Origin of the sequence: Nocardia kruczakiae NBRC 101016 (genome assembly GCF_001612965.1) — a bacterium.
GTDB lineage: Bacteria > Actinomycetota > Actinomycetes > Mycobacteriales > Mycobacteriaceae > Nocardia > Nocardia kruczakiae.
On the sequence record NZ_BDBL01000064.1, the window covers coordinates 1 to 14677 of the forward strand.

General features: G+C 69.2%; 14 protein-coding genes. 2 read left to right on the forward strand and 12 right to left on the reverse strand.

The genetic code is table 11. The features are described 5' to 3' along the window. Positions 1-84 precede the first annotated feature (84 nt). Positions 85-993, reverse strand: a complete 909-nt coding sequence (dapA, locus tag NK1_RS31040) for a 4-hydroxy-tetrahydrodipicolinate synthase (RefSeq protein ID WP_063014512.1) — start codon at positions 991-993, stop codon at positions 85-87. 147 nt (positions 994-1140) lie between these two features. On the opposite strand from dapA, the gene NK1_RS31045 reads away from it, so the two are divergent. Further along, complete coding sequence (locus NK1_RS31045) at positions 1141-1587, forward strand: hypothetical protein (RefSeq protein WP_039779530.1); 447 nt, start codon at positions 1141-1143, stop codon at positions 1585-1587. A 1-nt stretch (position 1588) separates the two neighbouring features. Here NK1_RS31045 and NK1_RS31050 read toward each other — a convergent pair whose 3' ends face one another. The 9 genes from NK1_RS31050 to NK1_RS31090 form a co-directional block, all read right to left on the reverse strand. Beyond that, positions 1589-2620 carry a DUF8320 family protein gene (locus NK1_RS31050; RefSeq protein ID WP_157104534.1) on the reverse strand — a complete coding sequence of 344 codons (1032 nt, stop codon included), beginning with the start codon at positions 2618-2620 and terminating at the stop codon, positions 1589-1591. Further along, the gene (locus tag NK1_RS31055) at positions 2610-3911 is read right to left on the reverse strand and encodes an ATP-binding protein (protein ID WP_167354331.1); all 1302 of its coding nucleotides are present in this window, start codon (positions 3909-3911) and stop codon (positions 2610-2612) included. Before NK1_RS31055 ends, NK1_RS31050 begins: the two co-directional genes overlap by 11 nt. Then, positions 3875-4531 carry a response regulator transcription factor gene (locus NK1_RS31060; protein ID WP_063014515.1) on the reverse strand — a complete coding sequence of 219 codons (657 nt, stop codon included), beginning with the start codon at positions 4529-4531 and terminating at the stop codon, positions 3875-3877. The genes NK1_RS31055 and NK1_RS31060 overlap by 37 nt, the downstream gene beginning before the upstream one ends. Positions 4532-4656: 125 nt before the next feature. After that, positions 4657-5109 (reverse strand): flavodoxin family protein, encoded by a 453-nt coding sequence (locus NK1_RS31065; RefSeq protein WP_174552772.1) that lies wholly within the window; start codon positions 5107-5109, stop codon positions 4657-4659. 30 nt (positions 5110-5139) lie between these two features. Then, positions 5140-5628, reverse strand: a complete 489-nt coding sequence (locus tag NK1_RS31070; RefSeq protein ID WP_063014517.1) for a hypothetical protein — start codon at positions 5626-5628, stop codon at positions 5140-5142. Further along, positions 5625-6380: a 4-hydroxy-tetrahydrodipicolinate reductase gene (gene dapB, locus NK1_RS31075; protein WP_167354332.1), complete on the reverse strand. Its 756-nt coding sequence runs from the start codon at positions 6378-6380 to the stop codon at positions 5625-5627. The genes NK1_RS31070 and dapB overlap by 4 nt, the downstream gene beginning before the upstream one ends. A 108-nt stretch (positions 6381-6488) precedes the next feature. Further along, positions 6489-7604, reverse strand: coding sequence for an alcohol dehydrogenase catalytic domain-containing protein (locus NK1_RS31080; RefSeq protein WP_063014518.1), 1116 nt, complete (start codon positions 7602-7604; stop codon positions 6489-6491). Positions 7605-7721: 117 nt separating this feature from the next. Continuing rightward, positions 7722-9068: a pentapeptide repeat-containing protein gene (locus tag NK1_RS31085; RefSeq protein ID WP_157104535.1), complete on the reverse strand. Its 1347-nt coding sequence runs from the start codon at positions 9066-9068 to the stop codon at positions 7722-7724. 131 nt (positions 9069-9199) lie between these two features. Continuing rightward, complete coding sequence (locus tag NK1_RS31090; protein WP_063014522.1) at positions 9200-10405, reverse strand: MFS transporter; 1206 nt, start codon at positions 10403-10405, stop codon at positions 9200-9202. 96 nt (positions 10406-10501) lie between these two features. Between NK1_RS31090 and NK1_RS31095 the strand changes: the two genes are divergently transcribed. Further along, entirely contained in the window at positions 10502-10846 is a 345-nt protein-coding gene (locus tag NK1_RS31095) for an ArsR/SmtB family transcription factor (RefSeq protein WP_030513184.1), read from the forward strand. A 1-nt stretch (position 10847) separates the two neighbouring features. On the opposite strand, the gene NK1_RS31100 is transcribed toward NK1_RS31095, so the two are convergent. Continuing rightward, entirely contained in the window at positions 10848-12164 is a 1317-nt protein-coding gene (locus tag NK1_RS31100; RefSeq protein ID WP_063014565.1) for a M16 family metallopeptidase, read from the reverse strand. A gap of 181 nt (positions 12165-12345) precedes the next feature. Beyond that, entirely contained in the window at positions 12346-14631 is a 2286-nt protein-coding gene (locus tag NK1_RS31105) for a polyribonucleotide nucleotidyltransferase (RefSeq protein ID WP_063014524.1), read from the reverse strand. Positions 14632-14677: the final 46 nt, after the last annotated feature.

Consider the following 14677-nt stretch of genomic DNA (forward strand, 5'->3'; position numbering starts at 1 on the left):
CCCGCGGCGCGGGCGGCGGCGCCGGAGCCGGCGCACCCGCCGCTCGGCTCGCGGTCCGGCGCGGACGACGGTTCACCGGTTCACTCATGCGAGCACTCCCGCCAGCCGCAGTTCGGCGACGATCGATTCCAAATTCACACCTACGGGCATCAGCTGCGGCAGCCGCGGCTCGCCGACTTCCATTCCGAGCAGTCGCAGCGACGACTTGATCAGGGCCACGCCACCGACACGGGCCATCGCGCGGTTGACGGGCAACAGGCCGGCATTGATGTCGCGGGCCAGCGCCACCTCACCGGCCGCGTACGCATCGCGCAACTGCACCAGCCGTTCCGGCACCAGATGTCCGATCACACTGATGAATCCGACCGCGCCGACCGACAACCACGGCAGATTGAGCACGTCGTCACCGGAGTAGTAGGCCAGTCCGGTGTCGGCGATCAGTTCCGCTCCCGCACCCAGGTCGCCCTTGGCGTCCTTCACCGCGACGATGTTCGGATGTTCGGCCAGGCGCCGCAGCGTATCCGGCGCGATCGGCACGATCGAGCGCGGCGGAATGTCGTACAGCGTCACCGGCAGATCGGTGGCGTCGGCGACGGCCGTGAAATGCGCCAGCAGACCTTCCTGCGAGGGGCGCGAGTAGTACGGCGTCACCACCAGCAAACCGTGCGCACCCGCGCGCTCGGCGTTGCGCGCGAGCTCGATGCTGTGCGCGGTGTCGTAGGTGCCGGCGCCCGCGATGACGGTGGCGCGGTCGCCCACGGCGTCGACGACGGCGTGCAGCAGGTCGAACTTCTCCGATTCGGTGGTGGTCGGCGATTCTCCGGTGGTACCGGAGATGGCGAGCAGGTCGACACCACGGTCGACCAGGCGCGCGGCCAGGGCGACGCCGGCATCGACATCGAGCTTGCCCTCGGCGGTAAAGGGGGTCACCATCGCGACACCGACCGTGCCGGACGCGCGCAGCTCTCTTCGCGTCGATTCACCGTTCGTCATGGTCAGAAAGGCTACCCGGTCGCGGATACGACACCGAACCGTCGTCCGTGATATCGGCGGACATTCCGGTCACATTCCAGCAATGACAGCAACAGTGACTGCATTCTGACACTGGCGCGATGTCATTAATGACGTCATACTGATGTCATGGATCTCAACAAGTACACCGCCCGGCTGCGCGACGATCTGATCGCCGCGGCCGCCCTGGGCGACGAGAAGACCCAGGCCACCGCCGCCGCATTGGCCGCCGCCACCGAGAATTCGCTGCGGCTGACACTGCTGGCCGCGCTCTCGGACCTGGCGGACGAGGTCAACGCGACCCTCGACGATCGCACCGTGCACGTCTCCCTGTCGGGGACCGACGCACAGGTGGAGGTGCGCCGCACCGCGTCCGAGGAGTCGCATCCGACCTTCGAGGAGATGACCGGCGACATCAGCCGTGTGACCCTGCGCATGGTCGAGAATTTGAAGGCCCGCGCGGAGGAGGCCGCCACCCAGAGCGGTCAGTCGCTGAACTCCTGGCTCGCGGGTGCGGTACAGGGCGCCCTGCGCGACCAGATGCGCAAGGGCGGCCCCGGACGCTGCGACAGCTGAGTCAGTCCATCACCGTCACGGTGCCGGTGGGACCGATCTCGATGCGGCGGTCCCGATCGGGCGCCTGAGCGAGGACCGTCGACAGCACCCGCCGCCCCGGCGGCAGGATGCGCACGGTCACCGAGCCGGCGTTCGCCGCGTCCAATTCCCTGGTGGCGACGTCGATGACGCGCTCGCGCAACCATTTCGGCGCATCGGTGAACCCGCCGTCGTCGAGGAGTACGACCTCCACCCCGCGCGCACGCGCACCCCGCGCGGCCCCGCTGAGTTCCTCGGTCACCAGGTGCGGGGCGCGCAGTCCGTCGCGCAGTTCCGCCTCCAGCAGCCGGCACTGTTCGCGTTCGCCGACGGTGAGGACGGCGCCGTCGGCGATGCGTTCCAGGATCGGTCGGGCCACCCGGTCCAGGCGTTCCAGCTGCCGGGTGCGTTCGCCGTCGGCGGCCGCCATAGTCGCCTCCGCGGCGGCTTGGGCGCTCGCCTCCTCGCGCAACATCCGCAGCGACCGCTGGGTGGGCCGCATGATCTGCGCGAACACCGAGATGGCGATGACGGTGCCGATCGGCACGATCGCGGCGACGATCGCGCTCGCGCTCAGCCAGGCCCGCGCGCCGTCGACGCCGATGACGACCGCGACTCCGGCCACGCCCAGCCACGCCGTGCCCATCCGCCCCCGCAGCACCAGCACGGCCAGCACATACGAGGTCGCGAAGGTGGTCCACACCATGTGCCGGGTTTCCGGTGTGCCGGGATCGGCCGAGGTCAGCGCGGTAGCGACGGGCCCGGCGGCGGCGACGAAGATCGTCACCGTCCAGGGCAGCGGATCGCCGGGGGCCACCAGCACCAGTGCACCCGCGACGACCATGACGATCAGCGCGGTCACCGCGGGCAGCGCATTCGTGGTGTCGAGGTTGCGGACCATGTAGAGGGTGATGGTCACTTCGAGCAGGACCAGGAACAGCCAGGCGGTACCGCCGCGCAGCCCCAGCAGCTCGCGCAACCCGAACGCGTGTTCCCGGCCGGTTTCAGTGCGCACCGTCACCACCCCAGACCAAGGTCACCGCGGTGCCCTCCCCCGGTTGCGATTCCACGAATCCGGCTCCGCCGGCCAGCTGGCGCATGCGGCCCAGAATGCTCACCGAGATGCCGAGCCGGTCCGCGGAGACCGCGTTCACATCGAATCCCGCACCGTCGTCGGCGAAGACGACCCGAATGCTGCCCGCGCTGATCGTGCAGGTCACCGTGCGTGTCACCGTCCGACCGGGCACGGGGGCGTGGCGCAGGCTGTTGCGGACCGCCTCGGCCAGGGCGGCGGCGAGGGTGCGTGCGGCGGCGGCCGGCATGCGCAGGTCGTCGAAGCCCGGCCAGGTCCTGGTGGTGAAGCGAATGCCGCCGTTCACCTCGTGCACCGAGGCGCGCAGGAAGGTCACGGCGGCACGGGCGTCGAGCACATCGGGTTCGCGCGATTCGACCCGGATCTCGTCGAGTTGGTCCAGGGTGCGTTCGGCCTGCCGTCGCAGCACATCCGAGGGTTCGCTGCCGCGCGAGGCATCCAGCAGCGTGGACAGGACGGCGTCGTGGATGAGGGCGGCGAAACGGGCACTCTCGTTGTCGCGCGCCGCGGCCGCGGCGGCTTCGGCGGCCTGTCTGCTCGCCGCCACCGATTCGCGGTCCACCCGGGCCGCGGCCGACAGCGCCGAGACCACGCACCACAGGAACAGCGCCGACAACCCGACCGCGCGGGCGAACGCGCTGAGCACCGACGCCGCCGTGAACTGTTCCGCCAGATAGATATTCGTCGACGCGACGGCCGCCGACCCGATCAGCAGATAGGCGACGGCGACGAGCGTCGGCCACGCCAACGTGGCCGCGAGCACCCCGAGCGGCAGCATCCGGTACAGCCATACCGAATTCGCGCCGATGCTGTGGGTGTCGAGTCCGATCAGCATGGTCGCCACCGCGGACAGGAAGGCCACCGCGGCGCAGCCCGCCACCAGCCGGATGGTGCGCGGGCTCGACCGGATCGACAGCAGGGCCAGTACCGGGAACAGTCCGAACGCGAGCGCGCCGGCGGCCGGCGTCCACCAAGCGGGCGTGAACTGGGCCTGTTCGGTGATCTCCGGAACGTCGGCGAGGCCCATGATCACCCCGCCCGCGCCGACCGAAAGACCCAGCCGGCGCATGACGCGCTCCACCGCGGGGGTATCGGTGCGCACCTGGGCGCGGCTGGGAACCCGGATGCGGGCCGCGGCCGCGGTGCGGGCGAAGACTCCGGGTGCGTCGACCGCGATCATGCCTGGTTGTTGCGCTCGGGCACCGGCAGCCACCCGTCCTCCACCGCACGCTTGTAGAGGTCGGTCTTGGTGGGGGCCGGGCGACCGGCGTCGGCGTACTTCTGACGGATCCGGCCCAGATAGTCGTTGACGGTCTGTTCCGAGAGCCCGGTCAACCGCGCCACCCGAGAGGCCTTCTCGCCGGACGCGTAGAGGGTCAGCACCTCCTGCTGACGCGGGCTCAGGCCGACATCGGGCAACTGCGGATCCCCGTCGATGGCGGCGGCCCAATCGGTGGTAACCACCTGTTCGCCGCTCGCGGCGGCGCGCACCGCGGCGATCACCGTCTGCACATCCTCGGATTTGCGCACCACACCCAGCACCCCGGCCCGCGCGGCCGAGCGCACCAGGAACGGATTGTCGGCTCCGGTGAACACCAGCACCTCGACACCGCGGTCGCGCAGGGCCTGCACGTTGGACTGCGGGGTGGAGCCGTCGGCGAGTCGCAGATCGAGAATCACCAGATCCAATTCCGGTGCCGCCGAGAGCAATTCGGATACCGTTCCGGCGGTGATGACCAGTTCCAGATCGCTTTCGCCGGCCAGCATGCTGGCCAGGCCGAGCGCGACCGACTCGTGGTCCTCGACCAGACCGATCCGCCGCGATGGCGTCATATGGTCCTCACCCTTCCCGAAACCCGAACACCACACCGCGCCCCACCCGGGAGCGCGACGTCCTGCCGTCGAGTATGACGGTGCCGGTGATATCCGTGTGAGACACCAGAAATCGGGTCATCGGCTCACGCGGTCAACTGCGCCGCGATCGTCGCCCCCAGTTCCCAGCATTTCTCTCGGTCGTCCTTGCCGGGCTGACCGGTGACGATCACCGGCGCGGCGGCCTGCTGCCATCCCATCCCGGTCGTCACGGTGGTGATGCTGCGCTCGGCCCCTTCGGTGCCCTGATTGCCGTGGATGTACACCCCGAACGGCCGCCCGCGGGTGCTGTCCAGGCACGGGTAGTAGAAGGTGTCGAAGGCGTGTTTGAGCGCGCCCGACATATAGCCCAGATTGGCCGGCGTGCCCAGGATGTAGCCGTCGGCGGCGAGCACATCGCTCGCGGTCACCGCCAGCGCCGCCCGCCGCACCACCTCGACGCCCTCGATCTCGGGATCGGTCGCGCCCGCGACCACCGCTTCGAACATGTCCTGCAGGAACGGCGAAGGCGTGTGGTGGATGATCAGCAACGTCGGCACCCAGGCGAGCCTAGTGGGGCCGACGGGGTGTCAGGACCCGGTCCGGCGTTCGACGCGCTCGAGTTCCACGGCGCGGCGCATGGTGTCGCGAGCGCGGGAGCGGTCGCCGGCGTAGTCGTAGGCGCGGGCGGCGCGATAGTTGGTGCGCCAGTTGTCGGGGTCGGCTTCCCACTCCTTCTTGACCTGTTCGAACAGCTCGTCGGCGGCGGCCTTCTCCAGCCGGCCGGAGGGGCGGCGGGGCAGCTCGGAGACGTCGAGTTCGAGGCCCTCGTCGTGGATGCGCCGGGCCAGATGCTGGTGGGCGAGCGCGGCGCGAATGCTGGTGGCCACCACCCACACCCCGAGGATCGGCAGGATCAGCACGCCCACGCCCATCGCGACGGCGGCGGCCTTGCCCGAGGTCAGCAGTTCGATCGCGATGCGGCCCAGCAGCAGGAAATAGAAGGCCAGCGCGATGACCAGGAAGGCGATGAAGGCGACGATGCGCAGCACCTGCCGCCCGCTGTCGCGCTCGTTCACAGGTCCAGCAGCGGATCGAGCCCGACGGTGAGTCCCGGGCGGGCGCCGATCTGCCGCACACCCAGCAGCACGCCCGGGGCGAAGGAGGTGCGGTCGATCGAATCGTGGCGGATCGTCAGCGTCTCGCCCTGGGTGCCGAACAGCACCTCCTGGTGCGCGACCAGCCCGGCCAGCCGCACCGAATGCACCCGCACCCCGTCGACACTCGCCCCGCGCGCGCCGTCGAGTTCGGTGGTGGTGGCATCGGGGCTCGGGCCCACACCGGCCTGTTTGCGGGCCTCGGCGATGATGCCGGCGGTCCGGTAGGCGGTGCCGGAGGGCGCGTCGGCCTTGTTCGGATGATGCAGTTCGATGACCTCGACCGAATCGAACCAGCGCGCGGCCTGTTCGGCGAACCGCATCGACAGCACCGCGCCGATCGCGAAGTTGGGGGCGATCAGCACGCCCACCTCGGGATTGTCCGCCAGCCAGGAGCGCACCTGCCCGAGCCGGGATTCGTCGAATCCGGTGGTGCCGACCACGGCGTGAATACCGTGTTCCACCAACCATTTCAGATTCGGCATCACCACATCGGGATGGGTGAAGTCGACCACGACCTGAGCGCCGGCCTCGGTGAACACCTCCAGCGCGTCGTCCTTGTCGACACCGGCGACCAGCTCCAGGTCGTCGGCGGCCTCGACCGCCGCGCAGATCGCCTGCCCGACCTTGCCCTGCGCGCCGAGTACGCCCACCCGGATCCGGTTCGTCGCCACCGTGAACTCCTCACATACCGTTCGATGCCCGTTGCGCTCAGAGCCTATCGGCAGGGGCACCGGCCGCCGCCACACCGGTCACCCGGAAGTCGCGTGGGTCACCCCCGGTCAGTCGAACATGATCACCTGGCGCAGGGCGTGGCCGGCAGCCAGCTCGTCCATCGCGTGATTGATCTCGTCGAGCCGGATGCGTGAGGACACCAGCCGTTCGACCGGCAGCCGCCCCTCCCGCCACATCCGCACATATTCCGGGATGTCGCGCGCCGGAACCGCCGAACCGAGGTAACTGCCCACGATCGACCGCCCCTGCGCGACCAGCCCGAGCGGCGAAATACTCGCGCGCGCTTCGGGATTCGGCAGTCCGACGGTGACGGTGGTACCGCCCGGGGCGGTGGCGGCCACCGCGGTCTCGAAGGCCCGCACATTTCCCGCGGCCTCCACGACGACCTCCGCGGCGATTCCCCGCTCGGCCACCTCGGCCGGAGTGTAGACCTGGGTGGCGCCGAGTTCGCGTGCCAGCGTGAGCTTTTCGGGCACGGTGTCGACGGCGATGACCTCCGCGCCGAAACTTTCCCGCAGCGAGGCGGCCACCAGCACCGCGGCCATCCCGACGCCGCCGAGCCCGACGACCATGATGCGATCACCCGCGCCGGGCCGGGCCGAATTCAGCAGCGCTCCGCCGCCGGTGAGGACCGCGCAGCCGAGTACGGCGGCGACCTCCGGCGGCACGTCGTCGTCGACCGGCACCACCGAGCGCCGATCGACCACGGCGTGGGTGGCGAATCCGGAGACGCCGAGATGGTGGTGCACGGGACCGTTCGCGCCGTGCAGCCGCTGCCCGCCGCCCAGCAGCTCGCCCTCGTTGTTGGCGACACTGCCCGGCACGCACGGAGTGCGGCCGTCGGTGGCGCAGCCCTCGCACTGCCCGCAACGCGGCAGGAAGGTCATCACGACGCGCTGACCGACCCGCAGATCACTGTCACCCGGGCCCAGCTGCTCGACCCGCCCGGCCGCTTCGTGCCCCAGCAGCATCGGCACCGGCCGCACCCGGTTTCCGTCCACCACCGACAGATCCGAATGGCACAGCCCGGCCGCCTCGATCCGGACCAGCAACTCCCCCGGCCCCGGCTCCGCCAGCTCCAGATCCTCGATCACGATCGGGGTCGAATCGGCATAGGGAATCGGGTCGCCGATCCGCTCGAGCACAGCACCACGAATCTTCATGGCACCGACCGTACCGGGCGGGCGCCGAGCCGAGTACCGGTCTGCAAACCGCGATAGTCCGGAGCCGTCGCCGGCCCGGTACGCCCGATCGCCGTCAGCGCCTCCCGGCCCGGTTATTCATGCGTCCGGTTGTCCGGCCACGACAGGGCCGGCACCGTCAGGATCTGGCACACCCTCCAGTGCCGGGGTCTCCTCCGGCGCCGCGGGGCCGAACGGGCAGCCGGGGATCACAGCCCCCTCGGTCGACACGCTGCCGCGACAGGTGACGCCACGGAAGTCCGCCCGTGGCGAATCACCATCGGCGCCGATGCGGGCGTTGTCGAACACCGTGCGGGAGGCATCGAAACGGGTGTCGGCGAACGTGATGTGCGAACCGCGGATCACGGCGTCGTCGAAACGGGTGTCCGCGCCGGCGAAGCGGACGTTGTCGAAATGCGTCCGGCCGCCCTCGAAGCGGGTCTCCCGGAAATCCGTCGTGCCCGCCCCGAAGCTCGTGCCACTGAACGACGCCGATTCCCCGGCGAAGCGGGCACGCAGGAATCGTGTTCCCGGCCCGAGGAATTCGGCGCCGGTGAAATCTGCATTCCGATGGAAGACGGCATCCACGAAACTCGTTCCGGCCCTGGAGGCGTGGTCGGTATAAGCGGTCGTGGCGAAGTGCGTGTTGTGGAACAGCACGTCGTTGTCGAATCGCGCGGCATGGAAGGTCACATGCTGGCCGACGAACATGACGTCGCTGAAGTTGGCCGAGCGGCTACCGGTGAAACGTGCGCCGCGCCAATGCGTATGCCGGCCGGCGAAGACCGCCCCACGGAAGTCCACATCCTCGAGCACCGCGTCGTCGAAGTTGAAATTATATGTGGACCAGGAAGTTTCGGCCGTAGGGCGCAGCCGCGAGGCGATCACCGAGACGATGGTGCGACGCACTTCACGATCGTTCTGACGCAGTTGGTACGCCCGCTCCACCTGGGAGCTCCCCGCCTCCTCGGTGATCTTGCGGGAGCTCAGGTGGGTGGCGCCCTCCTCGGGGTCGTAGGGCAGTCGCAGATAGCCGCACAGCACATCGATGCACTGCTGCCGCATGCCGCGCGGCGCGAACTCGTCCGCCACGCCGGCCATCGCGTAGACGCCGGCGATCCGCACCGCGACATCGGCATTACCCAGTTGCGCCGCCGCGGCGCCGAACAGTTGCGCGAAGCGGCCGCGTTCGTTGTCGCGCTGCTTGCGATAGGCCACGACCAGGGCCACCGCACCGCCGACGCCGGCCGAGACCGACAACGCGATCTTCGTCAGATCCAGCTGATTCGGCGTATCGGCCTTCGCACCGAGCACGAGCCACAGCGCCCACCAGGCGATACCCGCGATCGCCAAGCCGCCGAGCACCACCGTGACGACCGATACCAGCAGTGCCGAGCGCTGTATCCGCTGAGCCTGCCGCTGCAGAAAAGTCCCCCGCCGAGCCATGGGCGCATAGTAACGAGAATTCGAATCCGCCACAGCCTCCACGGAATTCGGCCCGCCGCAGCGCGACGATGCGGTGCACACCTTCCCGGTGCGCACCGCATCCTCCTGTCGGGCACTCTGTTTCGCGGCGATCAGGCCGCCGCGCGACTCCCGCGCACACCGATCGCGGCCGCGGTCAGGCACGCCAGGGCGACCACCACCACGAACCACGGGAAGATCTTTCCCATCCCCCACTGGGTGGCGGCCCAGCCGGCCAGGACGGTCGGCAGCGCCATCGCGGTATAGGCCAGCAGGTAATAGGCGGACATGGTCTCGCCGCGCTTGTGCTGCGGCACCACATTCGACAGATGCCGCAGCGAACCGCCGAAGCCCAGGCCGAAGGTGGCGCCGAGCAGGACCCCGGCCAGCAGGACCACCACCCAGTTGTGGGTCGCGAGCGCCGGAATGGTCAGCAGCAGGGCGATCGCCATCCCGGTGTCACCGCCGATGGCCGCGCGACGCGCCGGAATCGCGGTCGCGAACAGCTGAGCCAGGGCCCCGGCCGTCGCGGTGGAAGCGACCACGGCACCGCCGAAGACCAGATTGTGCACGCCGGTCTTCTCCGCGGCCAGCGAGGGATACAGCGACAGCAGCACACCGAGCACCGACCAGGCCGCCATCACGCCGAGCGCCGAGAACCAGAAGTCGGCCCGGATCTCCTGCGGTACCGCCGGTTTCGCGATCCGGATCGGACCCGACATCCGCGCGGTGTGGGTTTCGGTCATCACCACCACGCCGACGCCGATCAGCAGGCAGAACACCGTGATCACCACATAGGGCGTGCGCAGCGGATGCGGGACGTACTGCGCCAGCAGTGCCGAACCCAGAATGGCCACGGCCATACCGACATTGAACGCCACACCGGTCAGTTGTCCCGATCGCGCACCGTGCTGCGGACGCAGATCCAGCAGTGCCGCCGCCCCGGCGACCACGGTCGCGCCGACGGCCACACCGTGCAGCGCCCGGGCCACCAGCAGCATCGCGACATTGTCGGCGAACAGGAAGACGATCAGCCCGAGCACCATCGTGGCGAGGGCGCCCAGCAACACCGGCTTGCGGCCGACGACATCGGAGATCTTGCCCGACACCAGCACCGCGGCCAGGGCGGCGACGGCGTAGACGGCGAAGACGATGGTGGTGGTCAGCGGCGAGAAATGCCATTCCTTCTGGTACAGGCCGTAGAGCGGGGCGGGAACACCGGACACACCGAGCGCTACTCCACTGGCGACCAGAATCAGTGCATAGGCCCAGGACTGTGTGGTCCGCTGAGCCGGTGCAACCGTGACAGTTGCGGCCATCGATTCTCTCCATCAGGTAAGTTTGATTGCGATCGAACTCAACCACCGTAGCGATGGTTTGATTCCCATCAAACCGAATTTCCCGTGAGAAAGATCATGAGCGATAGCAACAAGACCGTGGAATCGCATCCGGTCGCCACCGTGCAGGAGGTGCTCGGTGCCCTGCACGACCCGGTACGACTCGAGATGGTGCGCAGGCTCAGCAATGCCGGCGGCCCGGTGCGCTGCGGCATGCTCTACGACACCATCAACAAATCGACCGCGACCCACCACCTGAAGATCCTGCGCGAGGCCGGGGTCACCGAACGCATCGTCGCCGACGGCCAGACCTATGCCCGGCTGCGCTCGGAGGAGGTCGAGCACGCCCTGCCCGGACTGCTCGCGGCGGTGGTGGGCGCCGCCAATCGCGCGGGCGACTCCGGCGCCGCACCGCGCGACTGACTCAGTCCACCAATCGCTTCACCGCACCGGGCAGGTCGCGCGCGCGCCGATACGGTCCCGCCACCGAGGCCGCGTACGGCCGCGCCAGCAGGGTGCGGGCGATCGCGGAGACCTCCGCGGTGGTGACGGCATCGATGCGCGCCAGCGTCTCCGAGACGCTGCGGTGATTGCCGTAGCTGAGTTCGCTGCGGCCGATGCGGTTCATCCGGGAGCCGGAATCCTCGAGGCCCAGCACCAGCCCGCCACGCAACGATCCCTTGGCCCGTGCACATTCGGCATCGGTGATCCCGTTGGCGGCGACGTCTTCCAGCACCTCACGCGCCAGCGTCGTCACCTCGGCCAGGTTCTCCGGCTGACATCCCAGATAGACCGAGAACGCGCCGGTGTCGGCGAAGGTGTCGACACTGGAGTACACCGAATACGCCAGGCCGCGTTCCTCCCGAATCCTCTGGAAGAGACGGGAACTGAGCCCGCCGCCGAGCACCGTGTTCAGCACCGACAGCGGCCAGCGCTTATGCCCTTCGTGCCGGCCGAACGCGCGCACCCCGAACACCAGATGCGCCTGTTCGCTGTCGCGGTAGGTCCACTGCAGCTGCGGTGACGTGCGCTTGCGGAAGTGGCCCTCCCGGCGCGGCGCCGGTTCCCGCAACGGATCGAGCCGGTCGGCGAACGCGCGGTGCACCAGCTCCACGGTGTGTTCGTGCTCGATATTGCCGGCCACCGCCACCACCATCCGGTCCGGACGGTAGCGGCGCAGATGGAACCCGCGCAGCTGCGCGGCCGTCATCTGCTCGATCGAGTCGACGGTGCCGATCACCGGCCGCCCGATCGGATGATCGCCGAACAGCGCGGTCAGGAACGAGTCGCCGACCAGGTCCTCCGGATCGTCGTCGCGCATCGAGATCTCCTCGAGCACCACCTGACGTTCCACGTCGACGTCGATCGGACGGCACAGCCCGTTCAGCACCACGTCGGAGACGACGTCGACCGCGAGCGGCAGATCGTCGTCCAGGACGTGCGCGTAATAGCAGGTCTGCTCCTTGGCGGTGAACGCGTTGAGTTCTCCGCCGACCGCGTCGACGGCCTCGGCGATGTCCAGCGCCGTCCGGGTCGGGGTCGCCTTGAACAGCAGGTGTTCCAGGAAATGCGCGGCGCCGGCCACGGTGGGGCCCTCGTCGCGTGAACCCACACCCACCCACACGCCGATCGATGCCGATCGCACGCCGGGCACATGTTCGGTGACCACCCGCAATCCGCCGGGCAGGACCGTACGCCGCACCCCCGTGTCGGAGAACGAACCGTCCTCGGCGAGCACCAGCGAAGAGCCCCCCTGCTCGAGGGCGAGCAAGGGGGCCTCGGCGCTGGGGGTCTTCGCCGGAGTCCTCGCGCGCGAGGCTTGCTTCGTCTTCGGCGCGCGAGCTGTGGTGCCCGGCGCGCGCGTCGAAACCGAGGGTTTCGCGGCGCGCGCCGAGGACTTCTTCTTCGTCACATCCAACTATTTACTCGGCCGCGGCCTCGGCTGCAGCCGGAGCCTCGTCGGCGGCGGGGGCGGATGCCTCTGCGGTGTCTTCTTCGGCGACCGGGACCAGCGAGATCTTGCCGCGGTTGTCGATATCGGCGATCTCGACCCGGATCTTGTCGCCGACGTTCACCACGTCCTCGACCTTGCCGACCCGCTTGCCGTTGCCAAGCTTCGAGATGTGCACCAGACCGTCGCGGCCCGGCAGCAGCGAGACGAACGCGCCGAAGGCGGTGGTCTTGACGACCGTGCCCAGGAAGCGCTCGCCGACCTTCGGCAGCTGCGGGTTGGCGATGGCGTTGATCGCGTCGATCGCGGCCTGCGCCGACGGGCCGTCGGTCGCGCCGACGAACACGGTGCCGTCGTCCTCGATGGAGATGTTGGCGCCGGTGTCCTCGGTGATCTGGTTGATGACCTTGCCCTTGGGCCCGATCACCTCGCCGATCTTGTCGACCGGGATCTTGATGGCGGTGACGCGCGGCGCGTAGGGGCTCATCTCGTCCGGGGTGGCGATGGCCTCGGCCATCACGTCCAGGATGGTCAGGCGCGCGTCGCGAGCCTGGTTCAGCGCACCCGCCAGCACCTTCGACGGAATGCCGTCGAGCTTGGTGTCGAGCTGCAGCGCGGTGACGAAGTCGCGGGTACCGGCGACCTTGAAGTCCATATCGCCGAAGGCGTCCTCGGCCCCGAGGATGTCGGTCAGCGCGACGTAGCGGGTCTCCGACTCACCGTTGTCGCCGGCGACCTCGTCGGACACCAGACCCATGGCGATACCGGCGACCGGCGACTTCAGCGGCACACCCGCGTTCAGCAGCGACAGCGTGGAGGCACACACCGAACCCATCGAGGTGGATCCGTTGGAGCTCAGCGCTTCCGACACCTGACGGATGGCGTAGGGGAACTCCTCCTGGCTCGGCAGCACCGGCACCAGCGCCCGCTCGGCGAGCGCGCCGTGGCCGATCTCGCGCCGCTTGGGCGAGCCGACACGGCCGGTCTCACCGGTGGAGAACGGCGGGAAGTTGTAGTGGTGCATGTAGCGCTTGCTGGTCTCCGGGCCGAGCGAATCGACCTGCTGGGCCATCTTCACCATGTCGAGGGTGGTGACGCCCAGGATCTGGGTCTCACCGCGCTCGAACAGCGCCGAACCGTGCGCCCGCGGCACCACGGCGACCTCGGCGGACAGCGCCCGGATATCGGCCAGGCCACGCCCGTCGATGCGGAAGCCGTCGGACAGGATGCGCTGGCGCACAAGCTTCTTGGTGACCGAGCGGAACGCCGCGCCGATCTCCTTCTCGCGGCCCTCGAAGTCCTCGGTCAGGGCCGAGAGCACCTCGAGCTTGATCTCGTCGATGCGCTCCTCGCGCTCCTGCTTGCCGGCGATCGACAGCGCCTCGCTCAGCGGGTTCTTCGCGGTGCCCTCGACCGCGGTGTAGACGTCGGCCTCGTACGGCGGGAAGAGCGGGAAGTCCTCGGTGGGCTTGGAGGCCAGCGCCGCCAGATCGGCCTGTGCCTTGCACAGTCGCGCGATGAACGGCTTGGCCGCCTCGAGGCCTTCGGCCACAACGGTTTCCGTCGGCGCCTGAGCACCGTCCTCGACCAGCGCGATGACCTTCTCGGTCGCCTCGGCCTCGACCATCATGATCGCGACGTCACCGGAGTCGACGACGCGGCCGGCGACGACCATGTCGAACACGGCCTCCTCCAGCTGCTCGACGGTCGGGAACGCGACCCACTGGCCCTGGATCAGGGCCACCCGCACACCGCCGACCGGACCCGAGAACGGCAGTCCCGCAATCTGAGTCGAGGCCGAGGCCGCGTTGATGGCGACCACGTCGTAGAGATCGTTGGGGTCCAGGCTCATCACCGTGACCACGACCTGGATCTCGTTGCGCAGGCCGTCGACGAACGACGGGCGCAGCGGACGGTCGATCAGGCGGCAGGTCAGGATCGCGTCGGTGGAGGGGCGGCCCTCGCGACGGAAGAACGAGCCGGGGATGCGGCCCGCGGCGTACATGCGCTCCTCGACGTCGACCGTCAGCGGGAAGAAGTCGAACTGGTCCTTGGGGTGCTTACCGGCCGTGGTGGCCGACAGCAGCATGGTCTCGTCGTCCAGGTAGGCGACGACGGAGCCGGCGGCCTGCTTGGCCAGGCGTCCGGTCTCGAACCGGACGGTGCGGGTGCCGTAGCTCCCGTTGTCGATCAGGGCCACCGATTCGAACACACCGGGTTCGACCTCGATGGCGGAGCTCGTCTGGGATTCGGTCATATTTCTGTCTCAACCTCTCGTCTCGCCGGATCGAACGCCCTCGCGG

Bases quoted from the DNA above. Each gene is read 5' to 3' on its own strand.
- dapA (WP_063014512.1), bottom strand. From the start codon at position 993: ATGACGAACGGTGAATCGACGCGAAGAGAGCTGCGCGCGTCCGGCACG.
- NK1_RS31045 (WP_039779530.1), top strand. From the start codon at position 1,141: ATGGATCTCAACAAGTACACCGCCCGGCTGCGCGACGATCTGATCGCC.
- NK1_RS31060 (WP_063014515.1), bottom strand. From the start codon at position 4,531: ATGACGCCATCGCGGCGGATCGGTCTGGTCGAGGACCACGAGTCGGTC.
- NK1_RS31080 (WP_063014518.1), bottom strand. From the start codon at position 7,604: ATGAAGATTCGTGGTGCTGTGCTCGAGCGGATCGGCGACCCGATTCCC.
- NK1_RS31085 (WP_157104535.1), bottom strand. From the start codon at position 9,068: ATGGCTCGGCGGGGGACTTTTCTGCAGCGGCAGGCTCAGCGGATACAG.
- NK1_RS31090 (WP_063014522.1), bottom strand. From the start codon at position 10,405: ATGGCCGCAACTGTCACGGTTGCACCGGCTCAGCGGACCACACAGTCC.
- NK1_RS31095 (WP_030513184.1), top strand. From the start codon at position 10,502: ATGAGCGATAGCAACAAGACCGTGGAATCGCATCCGGTCGCCACCGTG.
- NK1_RS31105 (WP_063014524.1), bottom strand. From the start codon at position 14,631: ATGACCGAATCCCAGACGAGCTCCGCCATCGAGGTCGAACCCGGTGTG.